The following is a 23,922-nucleotide window of genomic DNA, read 5'->3' on the forward strand; positions in this document are numbered from 1 at the left end:
TGTCGGTGCTACTTGCGGGCTGCCTGTCGGGCGCGCTCGGCCTGGACCTGGGCGGTGTGCGCCTTGACGTCGCACTGCAGGCCCAGGGTGTCGATGACCTCTTCGGCCTCGATCTCAGGAGACATGCGCAGACCCACGTCGATGGTCAAATGAACCTCGTCCGGTCCCAGGGGCTCCAGGTCATCGAACTGGGAGCGCAGCATCTGCGGCTTCATGAAGTGGCCCTTCCGCTTGGAGAGCCGTTCCATGATGGAGTCGTAGTCCCCGCTCAGGTGAATGAAGACCACGCCCGGCATCCGCAGCCGGTCACGATAGATCCGCTTCAGGGCCGAGCAGGTGACGGTTCCGGGCACTCCACGGCGCATGTGGTCCTCGATCCAATCGTGGATGCTGTCCAGCCAGGGCCAACGGTCCTGGTCGTTCAGGGGGATGCCACGGGCCATCTTGTCGATGTTGGCCTGGGGGTGGAAGTCGTCGGCCTCGGCCATGTCCCAACCCAGCTTGTTGCCCAGGTGCTCGTTCATGGTGGTCTTGCCGCAGCCGGCGACCCCCATGATGACCAGAACAGGGGTGCGGCCTTGGAAGTAGTCCGGGGGAACCGTGTTGTCCACTGCAGAGGGGACCTGGGGCTCCGGGTGATCTTCTGCGCTCAGCGCGTCGGAATTCTTCAACGATGTGTCGACCATGTGCAACCTTTCTGAAAAGTGATCCGGCAACGACGCTCAGGCGGTGATGGGCACAAAGATGCTGGCGATCATGACCAGGACCAGGACCACTACCGACAGCAGGCATTCCAGAACCGACCAGGTCTTCAGGGTCTCGCCGACACTGAGGCCGAAGTACTCCTTGATCAGCCAGAAGCCCGCGTCGTTGAGGTGGGAGAGGAATATGGACCCGGCGCCGATGGCGATGACCAGGAGGGTGGTGGCCGTGGAGCCTGCATGCATCATGGTCATGGCGTTGCTGAGGATGCCGGCCGTGGTCAGGATGGAGACGGTGGCCGAACCTGTGGCGATGCGCACGAAGACGGCGATGACCCAGCCCAGCAGGAAGATGGAGATGTTGGAGTGCTCGACAAAGGTACCGATGATCTTGCCGATGCCGGTGGAGACCAGAACACCCTTGAAGCCGCCGCCTGCGCCCACGATCAGCAGGATGCCTGCCACAGCGGGCAGCGAGGCTCCCAGGGAGTCATTGACGGTCTTCCAGGAGATGCCCGAGGCGGCCTTGAGGACCAGCATGGAGACGATCAGTGCTATGGCCAGGGCCATGACCGGGTTGCCGATGAAGTTGATGGTCTGTGCCAGGCCGTCCGTGCGATCCTTGAACCCGGGGACGGCGATTTCGAAGATGGAGGTCAGCAGCATGAGGACTGCCGGCAGCAGGATGCAGCAGACCGAGAGGCCGAAGGAGGGCAGCCGGGTCTCCTCCTTGCCCGCCTGCTCGCTCTTGGCCACGAAATCTGCCGGTGCCTGGATGGGCACCCAGCGGGAAGCCAGCCGGGAGAAGGCCGGGCCCACGACGACCAGGGTGATCAGGGCGAAGGGGATGCCGAACATCATGGTCAGTCCCACATTGCCGGTCTGCTTGAACTGGCTCAGGGCGGCCAGGGGACCGGGGTGGGGAGGCACACAGGCGTGCATGATGGACAGGCCTGCCAGGGTGGGGATGGCCACCCGCATCAGGGGGAGCTTGGTGCGGCGGGCCACCAGAATGATGACCGGGACCAGAATGACCAGGCCAACCTCGAAGAACATGGGCAGGCCGATCAGGGCGCCGATCAGGGCCATGATCCAGGGGATGGTGGCGGGCTTGGACTTGGCCACCAGGGTGTTGACCACCTGGTCGGTGGCTCCGGTGTCCATGAGGACCTTGCCGATCATGGCTCCCAGGCCGATCAGAATGCCCACGGAGCCCATGGTGGAGCCGAATTCGCCGGTAAAGCTGGTCAGGGTGGCCACGGGACCGTAGCCGGAACCGATGCCGACCACCAGGGCGGCACCCAGCAGGGAGACAAAGGGATGAAGTTTGACGACAGTGACCAGGAAAATGAGCACCGCCAGGCTGAGCACCAGACTGATGCCCAGTTGGGTGGTGTTCAGGGAAACGGCCTGACTCGCCGCCAGGGTCAGATACCCGTCGGCTGTCGGCTGCGACGCTAAAAGCATGGCTGCCTCTTCTCTGAGGATGCGAACCGTCCGGCCTGATCAGCTTTCCGGCTCTTATTTTTGCATTACTTAATATCGACAGCGTGATATTAAGTATGCCTTAACAGACAATATCTTACACGAACCTGGGACGGATTGGAAGATGGCATGCTGAGGGCAGGATTGAGCCTCTGCTTGTCTGCAGAATCGTCTGATGGCTCTGGGCGCGAGTCCGGTTGCTAGAGTGGAATTCGTGGAAAGCGCGAGCAAGCCTGATGACGAAACGGCTACAGAAGGCACCCTGCATGACCGGTTGCTGGACCAGTGGGGGGCGGCCATCGTCGACGGCACCATCGCACCGGGTGACAGGCTGCCCGCCCCGGACCTGGATAGCCAGAGGCCTTCGCGCACAGTGACCCGGGAGGTCACCAGGGTTCTTGAGGCCATGGGTCTGGTCACTGTCAAACGCAAGGTCGGTGCCACGGTCAACCCCTGCCGGCTCTGGAATATCTATGACCCTCGGGTGATCGAGTGGAGGCTGCGCGGACCTGACCGGGGGCGGACCCTGCATGAGCTGTCCGAGCTCAGGGCATGCGTGGAGCCCGTGGCTGCCCAGCTGGCGGCCAGCCACGCTGATCATGATCAATGGGCGAAGCTGACGCGGGCCGCTATAGACATGGTGGCCAACGCTGACCGCGCCGACGGGCCGGACTATCTTCGGGCTGACGAAACCTTCCATCGAACCCTGCTTGAGGCATCGGGCAACGCCATGTTCGCGGCGCTGGGCGATGTGATTGCCTCAGTGCTGTCTGGGCGGACCCGGCATGAGCTTATGCCCAGGAGGGCCGACGAGAAGGCTCTGCGGCTGCACGGCGACGTGGCTGCCCTGATACGTCGGGGCGACGCAGAGGGGGCAAGGCATGCCATGGATTGGATCGTCGACGAATCCGATCGGGCTGTCGAACAAATGACACGAAAGGACTCCGAAGATTCCGCTCGTGCTGCGGATAAGGAATCTTCGGAGTCCCCAGGTCTGTAGAGGTTTTTGGCGCAGAGGGTTCAGCTCAGTTTCGAGGCGGCATCAGCGTCCAGGAGCCAGAGGGTCTCCAGGGTGCCCCTGGCATACGAGGAGGGGACATGGGGATCGTCCGTGGTTCCCAGGGCGGCAGCCACGGCCGAGGCCTTCTCTGCAGTTGAGGTGAAGAGCCAGACCTTGGGGGTCCGGCGGATGAATGGCGTGGTCATGGTGACCCTGAGCGGGGGAAGCTTGGGGGAATTACTGACACCCGTCACCAGCAGAGCGTCGTCCTGCAACCTGACCTCGGGGCGGTCGGGGAAGAGAGAGGCATAGTGACCGTCGGGGCCTACGCCAAAGACGGCCAGATCCATCCGGCCCTCAGGCCCCAGCTGGTCGATGATCTCCTGTTGATACGCGGCTGCCGCCTGGGTCAGAGCCCGTTCGTTCTCCTCCTGGTCGGCGGCCTCAACCTGGGCTGGGCTGCGGGTATCCACGGGCATGGAATGCACGTTGGCCTGCGGCAGCAGCCCCTGGTCGATCAGCCCGCCGAACCAAGCCCGTCGTGCCTGCTCGTCGTTGCGGTCCGGGTCTTCCAGGCCCACGAACCGCTCATCGCTCCACCAGAGGTGGACCCGACTCCAGTCCACGCTCTGGCTCAGGGGATCAGCGCCCATCAGGGCATAGACATCCGCCGCGTCCCGCCCGCCGGTCAGCGCCAGGTCGGCCCGATCCTGACGGGCCAGGAGGTCTCCCAGCTCCAGCAGGATGCGGGCTGCTGTAGCCTGGTTGAGCAACTTGGTTGTGGCATAGGTCACGGTACGACGATCGGTCATCTGATCCTCCTTGCATGCAGGTGATGCTGGCCTCAGCCTACACCCGGGCATTTGCATTGAATTGAGTCGCTGCGGGGCGCCTACTGGTGGTCGACCATTCCCCAGCCGGTGTGGATGACCTCCTGATAGACCTCGTCAGGATCCAACCGACCCAGTTCCTCGCTCATGCAGTCCACAGCAGTGCGCAGGGGCATGGAGATGGTCTGTGGGGCTTGGCCGGGCTGGTTGATCCGGGCCTGGTCGTCGTGATGACGCTCCATGCTCATGATCCCGTCCGGGCGTTCGAAGTAGACGCCGGTGACGGCCTGGGCCTTCGGGTCACGCTCGACAGAGACCGGCACCTGCAATTTCAGGGCCAGCCACGAGGCCAGCAGCTCCAATGGCAGGTAGTGGGCCTGGCCGGTCACCTTGACTGAACGGATGGGCAGGTGGGGCGGCTGCTGCACCATGGAGGTCAGCAGTGCTCGCCAGATGGTGATCCTGGTCCAGGACAGGTCCACGTCCTGATCGCGCGAATGGGCCAACAGCCCGGCGAAGGTGGCCTGGCGATCGTCGGCATCCATGGCATCGGTGATTCTGCTGGCGGCCATGGTCCCGATGGGATCCTGTGAGGGATCCTGGGGCGGATTGGTGGGCCACCAGACCACCAGAGGGGCATCCGGCACCAGAAGGGGGATGACCAGAGCATCGGAATGGTCCAGCAGAGCAGCCACTGGTCGCAGGACCACCACCTCGCCGGCACCGGCATCCGAGCCGAAGCGGATTTCGGCATCCAGTGTGCGGTCACCGTCATGTTTGGTGTCCTTGTAGGAGACGCAGTCTTCAGAGGACTGTGCCGCAGCGGTCCGCTGGTCCGCCTCCTGCCCGGCCTGATGGTCTTCGGCATTGGTCACTATGGCGATGACCCGGCAGGGGTGTTCACGACTTGCGGCGTTTACGGTCTCCAGGGCCGTCTCCAGATGGGCCTGTTCGGTGACGATGACCAGGGTTAGCACCCTTCCCTGGGCGGCCTCTCCGCGTTCAACGTGGAGCTCGTCGATCTCCCGGGCGATGGCGGAGGTAGTGGTGTTGTTCAGTCTGACGATCATGGCATCCTCCAGTGGTATCCGTCGCGGGCCAGCATCAGATCAGCCTCCCGCGGACCCCAGGTGCCGGCACGGTAGGGCTGGGGCTGGCCCTGTCCTGCCCAGAACTCCTCGATGGGGTCCAGGATTTTCCAGGAGAGATTGACCTCTTCGGTGGTGGGGAAGAGGGGCGGGTCTCCCAGGAGCACGTCCAGGATCAGCCGCTCGTAGGCCTCGGGAGAGGCCTCGGTGAAGGAACGCCCGTAAGAGAAGTCCATGTTGACGTCACGCACCTCCATGGCCGATCCGGGGGTCTTGGCCCCGAAGCGCAGGGTCACACCCTCGTCGGGCTGTACGCGGATGACCACCGCGTTGGCGCCCAGTTCCCGGGTGGCCGTGGCCTCGAAGGGCAGGTGGGGGGCACGCTTGAAGACGATGGCGATCTCGCTGACCCGCTTGCCCAGGCGCTTGCCCGTGCGCAGGTAGAAGGGGACGCCGGCCCAGCGGCGGGTGTCCACATCCAGCCTGATGGCCGCATAGGTCTCGGTGGTGGAGGAGGGGTCGATCCCGTCTTCATCCAGGTAACCGACCACGTGCTGGGAGCCCTGCCAGCCTGCCGTGTACTGGCCTCGGGCGGTGTGGGCCGCCAGATCCTTGGGAAGACGGACGGCGGAAAGAATCTTGGTCTTCTCAGCAGTCAAATCTGATGCCGAGAAGGAGACAGGCTCTTCCATGGCCGTCAGGGCCATCAGCTGCAGCAGGTGGTTCTGGATGACGTCCCTGGCTGCTCCGATTCCGTCGTAGTAGCCGGCCCTGCCGCCGATGCCCATGTCCTCGGCCATGGTGATCTGCACATGGGAGACATAGTTGGAGTTCCAGACCGGCTCGAACATCATGTTGGCAAAGCGCAGGGCCAGGATGTTCTGCACGGTCTCCTTGCCCAGGTAGTGGTCGATGCGGAAGACCGAATCCGGTTCGAAGACCTCGGAGACCACCCGGTCAAGTTCCTTGGCAGAGGCCAGGTCGTGACCGAAGGGCTTCTCGATGATGACGCGGCGCCAGGCCCCTTCAGTGGAGTGGGAAAGTCCCGACTCGGCCAGCTGACGGGCAACCTGGGGGAAGGCCTTGGGCGGCACCGACATGTAGAAGGCATGGTTGCCACGGGTGCCCCGGACCCGGTCCAGCTCCGAGACGGTGGCCGACAGGCGGCGGAAGGCCTCGGCATCGTCGAAGCTGCCCGTGACGAAGCGCATGCCCTGGCTCAGATGTCGCCAGGTGGACTCGTTGAAGGGTGTGCGGCAGTGGGCGCGGACGTTCTCCTCTGCAAAGGCGACGAACTGTTGGTCGCTCCAGTCGCGCCGCCCGAAACCAATCAGCCCGAAGCTGGCTGGCAGCAGTCCCCGGTTGGCCAGGTCATAGACGGCCGGCAAGAGCTTTTTCTTGGCCAGATCGCCGGTGACGCCGAAGATGACCAATGAGCTGGGTCCTGCAATGCGCGGCATGCGCAGATCGCGCGGGTCCAGCAGGGGGTTGTGCCAAGGCGCCTGTCGGCCGCCGTCCTCATCGGGGGGAGCGGGCTGGTCGGCGGAGCGCACAAGTGGTGAAGTGTCCATAGTGCTCCTCGTGAAATACCGTGGCTCCCAGTCTACTGTCGGCAGTGGAAGGGCAGGGCTGATTATCCGCTGAAGTGCGCATAGCGTCGCAAAGGTCACATTTGCGACAGGGTCCCTAGAATGGTCGGTATGATTCCCAATGTTCCCATGGCTGAGGCCCTGCATCGTCAGTATGCGCCCTCCCGAGCCGCCTATGAACTGATACACACCCACTGCCAGATCATCGCCGCCCTTGCGGTGCGTATGGCCGACCAGGTCAACGAACGCCTGCTGCGTGGTGACGACCCTGACGGGATCCTGCCCGAGCGGCCCCTGAATCGTGACCTGGTACGCACAGGTGCCCTGCTGCACGACATCGGCACCTACCGAATCCTCAAGGATGACGGCTCCCAGGGTCGGCCGCTGACCTTCCAGGGCGAGCGGTACATCGAGCACGGCCTGGAGGGTTATCGTCTGCTGCTGGATGCCGGGGTGGACGAGTCGGTGGCCCAGTTCGCCCGCAACCACACCGGGGTGGGGCTGACCCGTCGCCAGGTGGAGGAGGAGCATCTGAACCTGCCGCCGGACGACTACCTGCCGGTCAACCCTGAGCAGGAGGTGGTCATGTACGCGGACAAGTTCCACAGCAAGCACCAGCCGCCGATCTTCGTCTCCGAGCCCACTGCCGCCAAGCGCACGGCCAAGTATGGTCCCGACAATCTGGCCCGCTGGAGGCAACTGGTGGCCCGGTACGGGGTGCCGGACCTGCAGCCCCTGGCTAAGCACTACGGCATGACCATCGTCTGATCCTGCCGGACCGGCCCCCAGGAACCGCGGAAGCGACCGCCGAATTCGCGCAGCATCCACGGGTCTGGTCGATAGGGGTCGACTGGATCGGTCCGGCAGGCCGCAACGGCTTTCAGGAAAGAGGCCATGCCCTGTGGTCCGTAAGCGTAAGGGGCTGCGCACCAGACCGGGTTTCCCTCCAGGACGAGAGGCCGATCCGATCCACGGAGGAAGGCCAGATCCACGCTGATTGGGGCAGAAGATCGACCCTTGGCTGCCTGGAGGGCGCAGTCCTCGGCGATTCTTCGATGTTGGGAATCGAAAACGGCGCCGTCAAAGACCGTGGTAATGACCCTGGAGTCCTCGCCCTCATGGAGGCAGTATCCGCTGGAGGCTGCAATCCGGCCCTGGTCGACGATGACCCGCCACTCCTCATGGATATCGGGCAAGTGGGTCTGGATGCGAATCAGCGATTGCGCAGGGGCCGTCCGCAGATGGCTCTGCAGATCTTCAAGGGTTCGTCGGGCTGCAGGCAGGTTTGATACCCGGCCGGCAGCCAACTGCGACCAAGGGCGCTGTCCCAGACCCGATGGCAGTCGGCGCCAGGTCAGGATGGTTTCGGCCGTCACGGTCAGAATTCTGCGTCCGATCAGGGACTGGTCCAGCCCATCCAGCCACATGGTCGGTGGTGCTGACAGGGCCCATGAGGGACGGCCTTGGGATGCCAGCCAGGCGTTCTGGGCGATCAGGAGCCCCGGGGTGATCCATATGGCTTCCTTGGCGCCGACCCCCCTAACGGGTCCGAATCCATGGTGGTGATGCAGGATAATGCTCCGTTGCCGAAGCGTGCCCTTGTTGCACGAATCGATTTGTTCGGCCATGACCCGGGGAATCCACTCCTCATGGGTGATGACCGAACAGATCAGTGCAGTGCTGTCCATCCCCGGTCCGGAAGGCCGGGGCTCAATCGACGATGAATCGGTCGTCGTAGGTGCCCTCGTCTACGGTGTCCGAACCGCCCGAGGTCAGGATGATCACGGTGCAGTCATGACGGCGGGAGACCCGCTTCAGTGTGGCCAGCAGGGTGTCCCAGTCGCCCGGCTCCAGCCCTTCGGTGGGTTCGTCGGCGATGAGCACGTCACACTCGCAGCACAGGGCACGGGCCACGGAGGCCAGACGGAAGTCCAGATGTCCCAGATCGGCGGTCAGCTTGTCCTGCAGGCGCTCCGGGAAGCCCACCTCGTCCAGCAGGTGACGGGCCAGATTGTCCTTGGGGCCCAGGAAGGTGCGCCCGCTGGCATCCATGGTGTAGACAAGGTTCTGTACGGCGGTCAGGTCGCGCCTCAAGGCATCGGTGCCAAAGATGGCTCCAATCTGGTGGCCGCGGTAGTCAGAGGCCAGCAACTGGCGCAGGTCCGTGCCCCGGAAGAGCACGCTGCCCTGGGTGGGAGCGCGCAGACCGGTCATCAGGGCCATCAGAGCGGCCCTTCCGGAAGGCGATGCGGTCTCCACCGAGTAGATACGACGGCGCTGGAAGTCCAGATCTACATCGTCCAGGATCTGTTCGGGGCGGCCTTGGACCTTGCGCGTGTAATCCACATGCTTTACGGAAAGCACCGGGTAGCCGCCAGGAACCAGCACCTGCTGGTCTTCGGTCTCCAGCAGCGAGTCCTCCTCCTGATCGCCGTCGGAATCTTCGGCGTCTTCATGTTCGATGACCACTTTGAAGGCAGCCAGCGGGACATCTTCTTCCGAAGAACCATCCTCCTCGGACTTTTCGTCCGTCTGAGTGGCTGCCTCTTCCCCGGCTTCAGACAGAGGTTCGGCGCTGGTGTTCTCGTCGGTCTTCTGCTCAGCGTCGGCCGTGGTCGCGGCCTTTGCCTGGGACTCTTCGTTAGGCTGCTGGTCCGATGTCTTTTCGCTCATGCCTCGTCCTCCAGGTCGTTGGTGTATAGCTGGGCGGTTCTGAAGGCCGCTACCCTGGCGGCTGCTGCCAGAGCGAGGACCAGACAGACGGCCAGGCCAATCAGGATCATTTTCCAGATCAGACCAGCATTAGGCATGCTGGCCAGGCTGCCCAGCCGGAAGAGCGACCGGCCCAGCGGTCGGCTGATTGCGGCACCCAGCGCTAGGCCCAGGGCCAGACCGGGCAGGGTGAGCAAGAGGGTCTCCAGTGCGAACTGCCAGCCCAGCCGGGCCTTGTGGACTCCGATGGTGATGGCCATGCCGATTTCGTTGGTACGGCCGCGCAGCATGAGGATCAGGCAACCCAGCAGAATCAGCACGCCCAGCAGGCAGACCAGGATGATGGTGGTTCGTGCCTGGCCGGCAGCCTGGTGGACCGGCTCCATCCGGCGCTGGTAGTCCTTCAGACTGGGAGAGTCGATGTCGTACTGCGAGGCCTTGAGTCCGTCCTTGCGCAGCTCCTTGATGAACTTCTGATAGGTGCTCGGCGAATCCAGGACGAAGGCCACGAGCAGTTCATGGCCAGGGTCTCCTGGTCTGCTGGCCGTATCCAGCCCCAGCATGGCAAAGGTGGGATAGGCCGTGTAGATGGCCCGGTTGGCTGCCTTGTCGGCGGCCTTGCGGTAGTGATAGATGCCGGAGACGGTCAGCTTGACCTGCTGATCCTGCTGACGGGGATCCTTGATGGTCAGGGTGTCGCCCACCTTGAGCTTGTTGGCCTGTGCCATCTGCTTGGAGATCAGTACGGTCTGGGTGCCGGAGGCATTCTGAGAGGCGTAATCCAGTCCCCTGCCCTGGTCCAGCACAAAGGGGCCGTGAGGCAGGGTGGGTTCGGCCGCCTTGTCGGAGACGCCCACCAGGGAGTAGGTGCCTGACTGGGGTAGCCCCTCCGGGCTGATGTCGGCGGTCTCATGGAAGTAGGCCTTGTATTGCATGCCATCCATCTGCAGGCGCTGGGCGTACTTGGAATACTCGTTCCAGCCCAGGGGGGAGGCCTTGGTCCCCTTGCGCGGGCTGATGACGGCATCCACCTGTTGGGATTCGTAGTCGGTGGTACGTGCCTTGGTGTCAGCCTGGAGCACGGTGGCCGCCGTCGTAGCCAGCGCCGTCACGACCAGGCAGGCCAGAACCATGACCAGGCTCCGCGCCGCATGCCGCCTGATGGTGAACCAGGCGTTCTTGAGAACGAACATGACACCCTTCCTGATAGCGTTCCAGGGATGACCGGGCGGCCCACGATGGCAGGCCTTAAGTCCGGTCGTCGTCCTCCAGTCTAGCCAGGGACGTTCCCAAGCTAGCGGTGCGAACTTGGAGCTTGCTGAATGTCTTGCTCGGCCTCTGGCTGCTCGGCGTGGGAGAAGTTGCGCACCTTCAGGGAGACGGCCAGAGCGGCCAGAATCAGCACCAGGGTGAAGATCAATCCGTAGTGGGTGCCCCTGGTGAAGGCCTGGGCTTTATCAACTCCGGCTGCCTGCCCTTCGCCCATGGCCAGCAGGGAGGTGGTGATGGCCGTGGCCACGGCTCCCACAATCTGCTGCATGGTGTTGATGATCGTGCTTCCGTCGCCGGACTGCGGGCCGCTCAGGGAGTTGAGCGCGTAGGTCTGGGCCGGTGACATGGCCAGGGGGCAGCCGATCATCAAAATGATGTGGGCCGCCACCACCAGGGCCACAGGCGTGTGCGGGCCGGTGAACAGGAGGATGACCGTACCCACCAGTGCGATAAGGAATCCGCAGCGGACGGGCACACGAGCCCCGAAGCCGTCATAGAGCCGGCCCGCGAAGGCCGAGACCAGGGCGTTGATGGCTCCGCCGGGCAGCATGAGGATGCCGGTCATCGCCACGGGCAGGAGCAGTCCCCGCTGCAGGAACTGGGGCAGTAGATACATGGAGGAGAGGATGACTGCGAAGTCCAGCATGACCAGGGTGGCGCCGTAGCGGAAGGCCGGGATGGAGAAGATGCGCAGGTTGAGCACCGGGTGTTCCAGGCCCAGCTGACGACGAATATAAAGGACCAGGGCTACGAGGGCTACAACCAGGATGGTCAGGGTGACCGGGGAGAGCCATCCGTACCGGCTGGCCAGGCTGACTCCTGCCACCAGTCCGCCGAAGCCGACAATGGACTCCAGAATAGATGCCAGGTCGGGCCGCTGGTGGGTGATGGTCCCTACATTCTTCAGGAAGCCGACGGCGAAGATCAGGGCCACAACCAGGAATGGGGTGAAGAACCAGAAGATCCAGTGCCAGGTCAGCTTGCCCAGGATGATCCCGGTCAGGGTCGGGCCGATGGCGGGGGCGAACATGATGACCAGGGCGCACATGCCCATGACCGTGCCCAGTCGCGCCGGCGGGAAGATCAGCATGGCCACGGTGAACATGAGCGGCAGGATCAGGCCTGTGCCGATGCCCTGGATCAGCCGTCCCGTCAGAAGGACGGGGAAGGTGGGGGCCATGGCCGAGACCACCGAGCCCGCCAGGAAGGCGACCAGGCCGAAGATCACGGTCTGCCTGGTGGTGAACCACTTGGAGATCAGACTGGAGAAGGGCAGGACGATGCCGATGACCAGCATGTATCCCGTGACCAGCCACTGTACGGTGGCAGCCGGGATTTGGAAGCTCTCCATCAGGTTGGGCAGGGCGATATTGAGCGAGGTTTCACTCAGCATGCCCACGAAGGCCCCGATCATCAGCGCGGCGATGGCCGGCCAGGGGTGGGGGACGGCCGGGTGTGACCGGTGAACGGAGGCAGAGGTGGACGTGTTTTGCAAGATAATGATCTCCTTCTTCAGACAAACAGCACGCCATCTTAGGGAGGCGGTCATTTTTTCGTAAGTCGGCATGTCTACTCGCTTCGCCGAAGGCGTGCCACATCTGGACGGAAAAGGTTATGCTCGGGAATGGTCGTCAGAGACCATAAGGAGGGTGTGTGTGGATTGGCATGCAGCGGTCTACGGGTCAAGAGCGGGTGGTTCAGGAGGCCATGGCTTCTATGATCCGGGCGATGAGGAGGAGGGGCGGACCTTCGGCGACCCGGACACCATCTCTGACGCCGCTCTGCGCCGATTGGGCGGCAAGGCCTACTTCCGCGCCCATCAACTGCTGGATGACCGCCGCTTTACAGACCTGCGCCTGCGGCACCTGGGGGCTCTGACCGTTCTCAAGGGGCGTGTGCCCGCCACCTATCAGCCGGATGGCGACTGCATGGTCCAGGCTCGGCTGGACGAGCAGGCACATCGGGTCATCGACTCCTCCTGCACCTGCCGGGCCTTTGGGCGCCAGGGTTCTGCCTGCAAGCATGTAGTCGCCCTGATCATGGCCTACAACGAGTCCAGCCAGGCCTTTGAAGGATCGGATGACTGGGTCGGCGACCAGGGTCGATCCCGGTCCGCCCGGTCGACCTCAGGACCGCTGGCAGCCTACATGCATCGGCAGGAGGGTCGGCGGCGGCAGGCCTTCCGTGACCGCCAGCTGAGCCTGCTCAAGCAGGAGAACGGGCCGGTCGGCGGCCGTCACCTGCCCATCGGCTCGGTCGGGCTGATCCCCGACCTGACCAGTGAGCGCGGAGGATGGCTGGTCCGTCTGCACATCACCATGTCCTCCCACGGGGTCGCCTACCTGGTCAAGGATCTGCCGGCCCTGCTGCGCGCCGTGGACCAGGGCGAATTCATGTCTTACGGAAGGCGGCTGGCCTTCATTCATTCTCGTGACACTTTTGATGACCGGGCCCAGGCTCTGCTGACCATTCTGGAAAGGGCCGGCGCCATCCGCCGCAGCCTGGCCGAACAGGAGGGGGGCATGCGCCGCCGTCTTACACGCGCAGGGTTGGCGGGGATCCGGCTCAGCGACGACGAGGTGGCGCAGATCCTCGACCTGTTCGTGGATTCCGGGCTCACCCTGGACTACACGCCTCCCGAGGACTCCTTCCTGCAGACCATGCCTGCCCCCGTGGTCGGCGGAGATCCGGATCCCGGCATCGCAGTCAGCAAGGAGGCGGACGGCTACCGGATCACCCATGCCCTGGCCGTGGAGCGCTTCATCGTAGGCCAGGCCTCTTCCTTCGTCATCGTGCGGCCTTCGCAGCCCGGCTTAGGGCTGGATCCAGGGCCGGTCATCCACCGTTGCAGCACGCGTTTCATGCGTCATCGGGACCTGTTGGAAACCCTCTGCCGCCCTGGCGAGGATCGTGATCTGCACCTGGATGCCGACGACCTGGACCTGTTCGCCCTGACCGTCCTGCCCGACCTTGATCAGGGTGCCCGGGAAGGATCCGGGCTCTCCGCCAGTCTGCCCGAGGAGCTGGATGCCCGGCGGCGGCCGCCTTGCAGGATCGAGCTTTACCTGGACAGGGATCGGCAGGGGGTCAGCTGTGACCTCAGGGCCCGCTACGGGGACCGTCTTCTGTCCGTCGGCGTCGACCCTGCCTCGGAGGATGAACCCGGCAGGGACCGGGAGAGCGAGTCTTTGGCCCGGCAGACGGTCCGCCGCTATTTCCCTCTGATGGAGGAGGGGCTGGCCCGCATCCCCGAGGAGAACGAGGAGGCCATCCACACCCTGCTGACCCGGGGCCTGCCCGTGCTCAAGGGCCTGGGGCGGGTCTTCTCCACCCCGGCCTTCGACGGGCTGAGCGTCGTCTCTCATCCGCAGATCCGCGTGGGTGTGCGAGTACGTTCCGGTCTGGTCGAGATTTCGCCCATCGCCGATGAGGTACGGCCCGAGGAGGCTGCTGCCATTCTGGCCGACCATCGCCGCCGTCGGCGCTTCCATCGCCTGCGCAACGGGGCCTTTGTCGAGTTGGCGGATCTGAATACCGAGGCTGTGGACACCCTGGCCCAGGACCTGGGCATCGACCCGGCTGATCTGGCCAAGGGGCCGGTCCGGGTGCCTGACTTCCAGCTCGGCTACCTGGATGCGCTGGTGCCCGAGAAGGACCGCGATTCCAGCTTCCGCGACTACCTGAAGGAGCGCAGGCCCGACCCTCAGGGGTTCAGGGTCCCCGACGGACTGCGCGGGCAGCTCAGATCCTACCAGGTCGAAGGTTTGCGTTGGCTATGCACGCTGAGCGACCGTGGATTCGGCGGTATTCTGGCCGACGAGATGGGCCTGGGCAAGACCATACAGATGCTGGCCTACCTGCTCTCCCGTCGGGATCAGGCCAGGGATCGTGGACCTTCGCTGATTGTCTGCCCGGCCTCCTTGGTCTACAACTGGGAGGCTGAATGCCGCCGTTTTACGCCGGATCTGCGGGTGGCGGTCCTGGCCGGGGGGCGCAGCCAGCGTCAGGATCTGCTGGATCAGGCCAGGTCCTACGACCTGCTGATTACTTCATATGATCTGCTCAGGCGGGACCTGGATCGGTATCGGAGACTGCCCTGGTATGCCTTGGTCTTGGACGAGGCCCAGTACATCAAGAACCATGCCACCAAGGCCGCCCGGGCTGTGCGCGCTCTGGACAGCCTGCACCGGTTCGCCCTGACGGGCACACCCATCGAGAACCGGCTTTCCGAGCTTTGGAGCATTTTCGACTTCCTGATGCCTGGGATGCTGGGCCCCTACTCCCGGTTCCGGGACCGCTTCGAAATGCCCATACTCAGCGGCGACCAGGATGCCCAGTCCCGGCTCCAGGCCCTGGTGGGACCCTTCATTTTGCGCCGGCTCAAGTCACAGGTGCTGACGGATCTGCCCGAGAAGATCGAAAACGTGATCAGCGTGCCCCTGCAGGGTCGTCAGCGCAAGCTCTATGCGGCCCTGGAACAGGAGCTGAGGGCTACCCTCAACAAGGAGAGGGATCAGGAGTACGAGGTCGGAAAAATCCAGGTCCTGGCCCAGCTGACCAGGCTACGGGAGGTCTGCTGCGATCCGCGTCTGGTCTACCAGGATCAGGGTCGGGACCGGCGTGGCGATTCGGCCAAGCTGGACGCCATCGAGGATCTGGTGGCCTCCTGCCAGGACGCCGGGCGCAAGATGCTGATCTTCTCCCAGTTCACCTCCTACCTGGACCTGATAGCCCAACGCCTACGTCGGCTGGACGTGTCTTATGATCTGATCACCGGCGCCACATCCAAGAAGAGGCGGCTGGAGCTGGTGGAACAGTTCAATAGGGATGCCACGCCGGTTTTTCTGATCTCCCTGAAGGCCGGCAATACCGGGCTCAACCTGACCGGAGCCTGTGTGGTGGTGCATGCGGACCCCTGGTGGAACGCCGCAGCCCAGGAGCAGGCCAACGACCGCGCCCACCGGATCGGCCAGACCCAGGACGTCAACGTCTACCAGATCGTGGCCAAGGACACCATCGAGGAACGCATCCTCAACCTGCAGCACAGCAAGAGTGACCTGGCATCGCGCTTCGTCGATTCCGCCGCCTCCACCGGCGCCGCCGGCGTGGCCAGACTGAGCAGAAAAGACCTCCTGGCTCTGCTGGGCTGATTGTGATCGCGTCGGGATGTGAATCCACTCGAATCTCATGGTCGGTGGTCTTGAATGCGGCGGCATCATCAATTGCGAGACCCTTGGGCCATGGTCCGGTTATTCTTGGTGCGGTAGTCAAATCGAAAGACTATGTGCATGAGCAGATTGACGGCTGCCCCTTCGGTGTTTTGTCGGTTCGGCGGCGGTCGATTATCGGGTTATGGGAGCCTGGCCATTTTCAGCTCCTTTGATGATGGGAAGCTGGAGGAGAGAGCATGATCAGCGGCGCGCAGATGTTCTGGTCAGAGTTCATGGGCACGGCCCTTATGATGGCCATCGCCTTCATGGTTGCAGCCAGCAGGTCGCTCCCCAGGACAGGGGCCTATCGAGCCGACTGGATCAACGCTTCGCTGGGTTGGGGTCTTGCTGTCTATGTAGGCGTATATGCGGGGTGGAGAACGGGCGGCCATCTCAATCCTGCCGTGACCCTGGCCAGGGTGGTCGGTCACTGGATTGATCCACAGGCGACCCTTAACGGTCTGGCCATGGGCAAGGGCGGTATTCCGGTCACCTTAGCCAATGTGGCCATCTTCGTTTCCGCCCAGTTCCTGGGGGCTTTCTTCGGCACCTGCCTGGGCTACCTGGGCACTCGCAAGCATTTCGAACTTCCGACCGATACAGATACCAAACTCATGGTTTTCTGCACCAAACCGGCCATACGTTCGAATTTCTGGAATCTGGCATCGGAGGCCATCGGTACGGCCATCCTCGTTACCTGGGTTTTCCTCAATGGAGGGACACCTACCCAGGTCGGGCCCTTGGGCGTAGCCCTGGTCATCACGGTTCTGGTCATGGCCCTGGGCGGGGTTTCTGGTGCGGCCATGAATCCAGCACGTGACTTTTCCGCTCGATTGGCTTACTGCCTTCTGCCCATGTCCGGCGAGAAGGATGCGGACTGGAGCTACGCCTGGATACCCTTTGTCGGGCCGATCGTCGGAGCCTGCATCGGGGTGTTAGCGCCTGCCTGGATGGGGCTTCTGCCTTGATCGTCGGCATGGAAAAGCCCCTGGCCCTGTCAGGGGGTTATTACGACAGGACCGGGGGCGAGTTGGTTAAGGTAGCTCGAGCTCAGTAGCTGGCTGAGGTGGGCTCCTGGAAGCGGACTGTCAGCCCGCGGCCGTGGTGAAGGAACATCTCTGCGCCATGGCGGTCGACGTCGCGATGGGTGAAGAGCATACGGATGGCGAATGCCGTCTGGGCATCATCGGGCAGGTCCAGGAAGGCCTTATGGGCATCCCAGCCGTCGGCCGCGACAGCCTTGTTGGGTACGTAGGCATATCCATAGCCGTCCTCGTCCACGTAGCCCAGGAAAGGCAGGTCCCATGCCTGGTGGTAGCTCAACTGATCCTTGTAATCCTCGACCTTCTTGAGGGCCTCGTCGCTGATGCCGTATTTGCGGGCGACCTCGTTGGCCTTGGCGGTCTTCGCGGCGGCATCTTTTCCGAACATGGAAGTATCAACAACAATGACTGTATCGTCTGCCATGACTGACCTTTCTGTATGACGGCCTGCACGTGTGACAATCGACATCATGACCGTGCAGGGCCATGACCGTTCAGGTGACCGTCCATCGTCGACGGTGACCTCTGGATGCAAGATTCCTTCCACTTGCAAGAATACCAAATTTCGTCTGCGGATAGGGGCAGGGAACCGTGAGGTTCGCCATAGGCGGCTGTCATTAGTGAGAAACGTGTCCGACTGTGTTCGCATGCGGTAAACTATCAGCCCAGGTCGGCCTCTCGATTCCTGCGATGCCGAAGCAAGCACATCAGCGCCAGGCCGAGGACGGCAGTGCCGAAAGTCAGCGCTGCAGGCATGACTGGGTCTGAGCCTGAGGCGGCTAGGGGCGGGGAATCCGTAGAGGACTTCGCCTGGCCATCAGAAGATTGGCTTCCCGGTGCCGTCTTTTGGCTATTGGAACCGGTTTGATCCGGTTTGCTGGGTGCACGATCGGACTCGCTCGGCTTGCTCGGTTCTACCGGCGGATTCGGCTTGTCATGCTCTCCGGAGTTGCCGGAGTTGCCAGGGTCGGCGGGGTTATCTGGTTGATCCGGCTTATCAGGCTTGGCCTGGTAGGTGTTGGTGAAGACCGCCGTGTCTATCTTGCTGCCCTTGCTGTCGGTCCACTGCGCCTTGGCGGTACGGTGTAACCGAGCTGCATCGGTTGTCAAAGTGATGGTCAGGATTGCAGCGTTCTGATCATACGTCAGGCCAGGAATGGAGCCGGTTTCCTGGTGGATACGATACCTGTAGCTGCCATCGCCGGGCAAATCATACACGTTGACGGGCACCTGGGTATTTTGGTTGTCGGCGTTGATGGTGATTTGGCTGGGCAACGCTGCGGACGGTGCGCCATCCAGGGGCTTGACATTCAACGCGAAGGAGTCTGTACCGAGCCAGTTCCTGCCTTGGATCCGTACTTCGACTCCGGCAGACACTTCATCGGTGTCCATCATTCCTGTCAGGCCACAGTTGTTGAAATCCAGGGATTGGCTGGCCGCGTCCACCATATCCTCGGCCTTCTGGAACTCAATATCGTTGATGACGGCGCCTTTCATGGTTCCGTCCTCCAGAAAGTCGCTGGCTGAGGAATTTTCGCTCTGGGTGGCTGTGTCGGCCTTTTGGATTGTTGTAGTCAGGTGGGTCCAGTTCGTGTTCGGAGCGGGGTCGAAGCGCAGGTGGAATTTCCCTGCCGGTATATTGGTCAGTTCGTACTTGCCCTGGGAATCAGATTTTGTGCTCAGATCATCATGTGGGGTGACGACCGACTTGGCGGGCTTGTCGTCAGTATCGTTGAGCAGGGTCACTTTGACATCCTTAAGCAGAATATCTCCCGAGGAGCGGATGCCGTCCCCATTGACGTCGTACCATACGATGCCACTGATGGAACGCTGGACAACCATGGCCTGGGCAGGCATTTGGTTCAATGCATTGCCCCAGCGATTCCGATAACGGTCGCCGGAGGAGTTGTTTCCAGGGTTTATATGGAAGGTAATGTCATAGCGGAATTGGTTGGGCTGCCCATCGATGATGAAGGCCCAGGCGACCACGTTTTCAGGCATTTTCACTTCGCCACTTGTTGGGTTCAGGTCAGCCGCGTCCCAAGAGAGGTAATCCCGGGATTGTATGGAACTCGTGTCATTCACCCGCCATCGAGAATCTGTGGTGTAGCGGATGGTGACTCCGCTCAGACCAGCCCCCGCCGAGGCTTTTATGCTCATATCGGCAAAAGTAGGTTCCCCGTGGAAGTCGGGTTTGCCGCTTGTCTGCTTGTACGGCATGATGTCGATGGCATAGTGATGCTGCTTGCCACTGCCTGGGGTGCTGCTCAGCATGTTGGTGAAGCCGATTGGTGCACCGGCTTCATTGGTATCCTGTACGGCCGAAGTGGAAAGGCTGGTGGTGTTGGTCCGCCAGGCGTGGATGGTGAAGGAGTCGGCAGTCTTCAAGTATGTGTTGGGCTGGGACATATTGTATTTTGACTGGACTGTGGCAGAGGTCGTCAGGTCCTCGTTGGGACCGATGTCTTTGCCAGGGTCAGTCAGGTCGCCTAGGGAGGTGGAGAAGTGGATGACCCGGCTGTTGCCGTCCACAGGGATGTTGGTCAGTGTCCAGGACAGAGTAGTGATTCCGGTTGCGGAGTCCGTGCTCACTGATGGCTCACAGGCGGTTCCGCCCTCTATGTGGCCCATTTCAGGCGTGGCTTCCGTATATGTGCCGCCCAATCGGGCGCTGCCGGGGATGTAGTGGAGCTTTGCTGGTAGTTTGTCGGTGATGTAGAGTTCGGTTTGGGCGCCCTTGTTGGCTTGGGAAGCTGAACTGCCGGTGTTGATGGTTAGCCGCCAGTCAACGAACCGTTGATCGCTGTCTATGTCAAAGTATTCTTTGGGTCTGGAATTGGTGCTTGTTTGTGCTACGGCGTTGGAGATGGTGTTGGTTTCGCCGGCTACATAGAGGCTGTCCCCGTGTTCATTGCCGCCGGTGTCCCCGCCCAGGTAACCGTTCATTTGATCATAGCGGGCCTTGGTATAGCCGCCGACCGACGTGGCCAAGTCGGGAGATTTGATTTTGGCCAGATCATAGGGGTTCTGTTTCCTGGCCCAGTCCTCCCATTCCTGATCGCTTGAGTCCTCAGGGTTCAGCCCGGCCATAGCTGCTAATTGGCTGCGGGTGAAGGCGCGCGAAACCGATGTCAGCTGGGCTACCGAACCTACCTTGGCCTCGGGGAGGACGTTGATCACAAATCCGCCGAAGCCGAATCGGGAATTCTCTTCGGCAAACCTGGAGGGCGCAGCGGTGCGCCCGCCCAGCAGTATGCCTATAACCGTGCCATGCTTCTTTGCTTCCTCCTGTGTGCTATAGAAGTTCAGGTCCTCTATGTTGGCATTGGCCTGCTCAGTGTCGTTTTCCCAGTCCTTCCCGTCGGGTTTGGTGGCGTACATGACCAGGTCCAGCAACGGGTTTTTATCGCTCGTTGTATCATTGTATTTGCCGTTCTGCCAGATGCCATTGCCCCAGGGAAGATCCAGGCCGTCGGAGTCCGGCAGCCCAACTACCTTTGGATCGATCTTGACCAAGGACATTCCCAGCAGTGGCAGATCGGCCTTGCTGGTTTTGAAGTTAAAGCCGGCCGTTACCCGCACTTTGGTCCCTGCGACTGCTGAGTCGGTCCCCCGTAGATTGTCAGGAGCAGTCCACCATCCGCAATCCACGCCGTTATCGAAATAGTTAGACGCCGTCATGCAACTGTACTGGATGATGTTGCTGATGCCTGCCTTCAATGTGCTGGAGCCTTGCGTGAAGATGACGTTGTGCCACATGTCATCGGATTGGTCGGTTTGGTTTGACGTGTCCGTGGGGCCAGAGGCAGGGGGCAAAGACTGGTTTGATAGCGATTTCGCACCCAGGTTGCCGTCGTCGACCTTGCTCTGCAGGCTCAGACCGGTCTGTCCATAGTAGTTGGCCACGTCCTTGCCGCCGACGGTGGAGGGGTTGAAGACATATAGGTAACCAGTGGAGATTTCGGCCACTTCCTGTCTCGTGCAGTCAGTCGAGGCCAGGGCAGGCGTGCACTTGGTGTCTCGTGCATAAGTGTGTCCCAGGTAGGGGAAGGGATCGTTGGTTTCATAGTCCTTCAAAGTCAGGTCCAGCCTGAGGCCCTGGCTGCTGCGCTGTTCAGCCACGGTGTATTGACCATTGCCTTGGACCCGATCCATCCCAGCCGTGCCACCCGTGGATCGGGCATAGCCATAGTTGCTGAGAGTGGGTCTCCAGCCCTGATCGCCGGTGTTGCGCCCGCTGTTGTTGAAGTCGCCGTCGATGGTGCCGATGTCCCAGAAGTAGGGTTGCAGATCCTCTATTTTCGGGTAGGCATCTCCGCCAGCGGTCTGCCATAAATTGCTCAGCGACAGGGAAAAGGTTATGGGGCCAATGGGAGCCTCCAGACCCTTGAGACCCTTGGTCCGATCGGGCCAACGCATGTCAACGGCCCAGTTGAACTTGCTGATGATCCCCTTGCGCTTGCCCAACTCATGGTTGGGGTAATTGCTGGCGGCTGGGGTGTTGAAGTTGAAGGTTTGGTTGCCGGAGCCTTCATTGGTTCCGCCAGTGATTCGCAGGTTCAGATTGAGCTTGGCCGATACGGTGACCGGCTCGGACGTGGCCGAAGCAGGATCGGTCTTGGTGGTGGTATCCGGAGCGCCCCAGGCCTGGATCTCGGGGGCGAATTTGCTGCCATTGGGCATGCTTCGGACCCGGAGGACCAAAGTGACGCTGGAGGATCCCGGAATAACGGTGGACAAATTCTCTGTGGCGGTGAGTAGCCGGTAAACGGTTAGCACCTGTGTCGGTTGACCGTCGATGGTCTCTGTAATTTGCTTTGGCTGGTATCCCGGCGTATTGTCCACCCAGCCCATGGAATCCACATCAAAGGTGACCCGATCCTCAGGCTGGCTCAGTTTGAATTGGAAGCCTATTCGGCCCCGGCGGTAGCTGGTTGTCTCGCTGCGGGTATTTACGGCAAAAGAGTAGGTGTAGGACAACTTATCGAAAGTGCGCACTATGTCATTGTCCGCATCGTGGTCATTGCCGGGGTTGTTGTCCTTGTCGAAAGGAGCCGTGCCGGTGGAGCGTGAGGCCTGGGACAGGGTGGTGACCACGGCGTCGTCGGTGTCCAGCATGTCCTTGATTGCCGATTTGGCGGTCGGCCTTCTGCTGGGTTGTATGGGCGCGGCCTGGTTCGGGCTGGTCGACTTCGACTCCTGAGTGGTTCGAGCCGTCCCGGACGTGGCAGCGTCTAAGTGCCGAGCCGAGGTTCGGGTCGACGTGGACGACGCCTGGTTTGTCGCAGTAGCTTGCCGTGTATGTGTCGTTGCAGATGTTGATGTGGATGTGGTGGTCTGGGCATCCGCTTTCTGTCCACTGTCGGCTATGGCCATAGTGGGTATCAACATGGCCATAGCCATCAGGCCGGCCAGGATTTTTCCGCTCAAATTACCCTTTGCCACGTTTCTCCTTTTGAGCGCCGACGACCGCTTGGGGCGTCGGGCCGGGCATCCCCTTCAGGTCATCCGGTCGACTGTCTACGATGGTTCTCGAGTCATTCGATGTTTATGATATGGAACAGTATACAAAGTCATTGGCTATGATTGCGCTATTGCTGTGCACCTCCGGAGAAAAGGGTCAACTATGCATACAGCAGGGAGGCCCGCATGAGCCAACGGAATCATCGTGACCTCTCGGTGGCCGATTTTCCGGGTCACGGAATGCGCGAGCGGTCGGCTGTCTACGGGTTCTTCATCATCATGGGTATCGGTACTTCGGCCTGGATTTCTCGACTGCCGACAGTCAAGGCCAGCCTCGGTCTGCAACCTTCGGGCCTGGCTCTGATGACCATCCTGGGCGGCTGCGGTGCTCTTGTCGGGATGCTGGTCTCAGGGGTTCTGACCGATCGGCTGGGCGTGCGGCGGGCCATGCTGCTGGCAGCGTCCACCTGGTGCCTGGGCATGGTAATCGCGGCACTGGCCGTCACTTTGCGTTCGGTGCCTGGAGTGGTTTTAGGGCTGCTCTTCAATTCGGCGGGAATCAGCCTTTGGGGAACGGTCAACACCGTCGAGGCCGGTGCGGTGGAGCGCTTCTCCTCTCGGTCCATAATGCCGCGCTTCCATGCCTCATACAGCCTGGGCATGTTTCTTGCTTTGGGATTGGGCTCGCTCCTGTCTCATCTGGGTGTGGCCATAGGCGCGCACCTGGCGGTCAATGCGTTGGTCAGCCTGGCTCTGGTGGTCGCCTGCGTTCGGCTCTGCCCGGCTCAGCCTTTAGGGGATTACAAGGGTGGCGCTGACGACGAACGCTCGGATCGGCAGGAGGGGGAAGGGCGATCGTCCGCCTTCGGCAAGCAGTTGGCGGCCTGGGGCGATGCCCTGGTTCTCATACTTGCCCTGATCAACGTGGCCCTGGAGGCGAGCGAGGGTGCCGTCAACGACTGGAGCGGGATTGGCCTGGTCGATGCCTTCGGCGTCCCTGAGTCTCAAGCCGGTCTTGCTCCCACCATCTTCGCTGCGGCCATGATCGTTTCAAGGTTGTTGGGGACGCATCTGGTCGAGCGATTGGGGAACATGCGCTCGTTGGTCCTGACCCTTCTGGTCTCGGCTCTGGGCATCCTGGTCTACGCTCTTTCGCCCTCTTTTGTGTTGAGCCTTGTGGGCACTGGGATCTGGGGGGTCGGAGCTGCTTTGGGCGTGCCAATCGTCACCACTTTGGCAACCAGGGATCCAGCCATGGCGGCCCAGCGTGCTTCGGTCATTTCCACTGCCTACTACGGGGTCTCCTGGATTATTCCTCCGGCAATCGGATTTCTGGCCGACCATACTGGTGTCCGGCCGGCGCTGCTACCTTTGGCGCTCTTGCTGGCGGCGGTTTCCCTCTTGGTGCCCACGGTATCCAGGCTCACTCGGGAATAACGCCCTTCGGTTGGCAAATCTCCTTCAACCGGTTGTCGGGTGAAGTACGGTCTTTGGGCAGATACTCGGATTCAAACAGCCGTTCCCAAATA

16 protein-coding genes are annotated in these 23,922 nt (G+C 62.0%); 5 read left to right on the plus strand and 11 right to left on the minus strand.

Annotated elements, in window-relative coordinates; translation table 11 throughout:
* Positions 1–8: 8 nt before the first annotated feature.
* A complete protein-coding gene (locus tag H3S97_RS06560; RefSeq protein WP_232356347.1) occupies positions 9–686 on the minus strand; it encodes a gluconokinase in 678 nt (225 codons plus the stop codon).
* Between the two features lie 36 nt (positions 687–722).
* Complete coding sequence (locus tag H3S97_RS06565) at positions 723–2,168, minus strand: GntP family permease (protein ID WP_198176923.1); 1,446 nt, start codon at positions 2,166–2,168, stop codon at positions 723–725.
* Positions 2,169–2,400: 232 nt separating this feature from the next.
* Between H3S97_RS06565 and H3S97_RS06570 the strand changes: the two genes are divergently transcribed.
* Complete coding sequence (locus H3S97_RS06570) at positions 2,401–3,186, plus strand: FadR/GntR family transcriptional regulator (protein WP_198220060.1); 786 nt, start codon at positions 2,401–2,403, stop codon at positions 3,184–3,186.
* A 20-nt stretch (positions 3,187–3,206) separates the two neighbouring features.
* On the opposite strand, the gene pgl is transcribed toward H3S97_RS06570, so the two are convergent.
* The 3 genes from pgl to zwf form a co-directional block, all read right to left on the minus strand.
* On the minus strand, positions 3,207–3,998 hold the full coding sequence (pgl, locus tag H3S97_RS06575) for a 6-phosphogluconolactonase (RefSeq protein ID WP_198187586.1): 792 nt from the start codon (positions 3,996–3,998) through the stop codon (positions 3,207–3,209).
* A gap of 80 nt (positions 3,999–4,078) precedes the next feature.
* A complete protein-coding gene (locus H3S97_RS06580) occupies positions 4,079–5,086 on the minus strand; it encodes a glucose-6-phosphate dehydrogenase assembly protein OpcA (protein WP_198220061.1) in 1,008 nt (335 codons plus the stop codon).
* Positions 5,083–6,564, minus strand: a complete 1,482-nt coding sequence (gene zwf / locus H3S97_RS06585; protein WP_232340616.1) for a glucose-6-phosphate dehydrogenase — start codon at positions 6,562–6,564, stop codon at positions 5,083–5,085. The genes H3S97_RS06580 and zwf overlap by 4 nt, the downstream gene beginning before the upstream one ends.
* A 231-nt stretch (positions 6,565–6,795) precedes the next feature.
* Between zwf and H3S97_RS06590 the strand changes: the two genes are divergently transcribed.
* Entirely contained in the window at positions 6,796–7,461 is a 666-nt protein-coding gene (locus H3S97_RS06590) for an HD domain-containing protein (protein ID WP_198176919.1), read from the plus strand.
* Here H3S97_RS06590 and H3S97_RS06595 read toward each other — a convergent pair.
* The 4 genes from H3S97_RS06595 to H3S97_RS06610 form a co-directional block, all read right to left on the minus strand.
* A complete protein-coding gene (locus tag H3S97_RS06595; RefSeq protein WP_198220062.1) occupies positions 7,440–8,381 on the minus strand; it encodes a hypothetical protein in 942 nt (313 codons plus the stop codon). The two genes, H3S97_RS06590 and H3S97_RS06595, sit on opposite strands and share 22 nt — an antisense overlap.
* A gap of 22 nt (positions 8,382–8,403) precedes the next feature.
* On the minus strand, positions 8,404–9,366 hold the full coding sequence (locus H3S97_RS06600; RefSeq protein ID WP_198220063.1) for an ATP-binding cassette domain-containing protein: 963 nt from the start codon (positions 9,364–9,366) through the stop codon (positions 8,404–8,406).
* Positions 9,363–10,598, minus strand: a complete 1,236-nt coding sequence (locus H3S97_RS06605) for an FtsX-like permease family protein (protein ID WP_198220064.1) — start codon at positions 10,596–10,598, stop codon at positions 9,363–9,365. Before H3S97_RS06605 ends, H3S97_RS06600 begins: the two co-directional genes overlap by 4 nt.
* Before the next feature lie 101 nt (positions 10,599–10,699).
* The gene (locus H3S97_RS06610) at positions 10,700–12,172 is read right to left on the minus strand and encodes a DHA2 family efflux MFS transporter permease subunit (RefSeq protein WP_198220065.1); all 1,473 of its coding nucleotides are present in this window, start codon (positions 12,170–12,172) and stop codon (positions 10,700–10,702) included.
* A gap of 160 nt (positions 12,173–12,332) precedes the next feature.
* Between H3S97_RS06610 and H3S97_RS06615 the strand changes: the two genes are divergently transcribed.
* Positions 12,333–15,827, plus strand: coding sequence for an SNF2-related protein (locus H3S97_RS06615; RefSeq protein WP_198220066.1), 3,495 nt, complete (start codon positions 12,333–12,335; stop codon positions 15,825–15,827).
* Positions 15,828–16,084: 257 nt separating this feature from the next.
* Positions 16,085–16,855: an MIP/aquaporin family protein gene (locus H3S97_RS06620; RefSeq protein ID WP_198187579.1), complete on the plus strand. Its 771-nt coding sequence runs from the start codon at positions 16,085–16,087 to the stop codon at positions 16,853–16,855.
* A gap of 82 nt (positions 16,856–16,937) precedes the next feature.
* Here the strand turns inward: H3S97_RS06620 and H3S97_RS06625 are convergent, their stop codons facing one another.
* Entirely contained in the window at positions 16,938–17,354 is a 417-nt protein-coding gene (locus H3S97_RS06625; RefSeq protein ID WP_154313260.1) for a glycerophosphodiester phosphodiesterase, read from the minus strand.
* A 236-nt stretch (positions 17,355–17,590) separates the two neighbouring features.
* Positions 17,591–22,048 carry an SdrD B-like domain-containing protein gene (locus H3S97_RS06630; protein WP_198220067.1) on the minus strand — a complete coding sequence of 1,486 codons (4,458 nt, stop codon included), beginning with the start codon at positions 22,046–22,048 and terminating at the stop codon, positions 17,591–17,593.
* 531 nt (positions 22,049–22,579) lie between these two features.
* On the opposite strand from H3S97_RS06630, the gene H3S97_RS06635 reads away from it, so the two are divergent.
* Positions 22,580–23,830: an MFS transporter gene (locus H3S97_RS06635; RefSeq protein WP_198220068.1), complete on the plus strand. Its 1,251-nt coding sequence runs from the start codon at positions 22,580–22,582 to the stop codon at positions 23,828–23,830.
* Positions 23,831–23,922: the final 92 nt, after the last annotated feature.

It is taken from the genome of Bifidobacterium choladohabitans, assembly GCF_016102005.1.
In the GTDB taxonomy this organism is placed as follows: domain Bacteria; phylum Actinomycetota; class Actinomycetes; order Actinomycetales; family Bifidobacteriaceae; genus Bombiscardovia; species Bombiscardovia choladohabitans.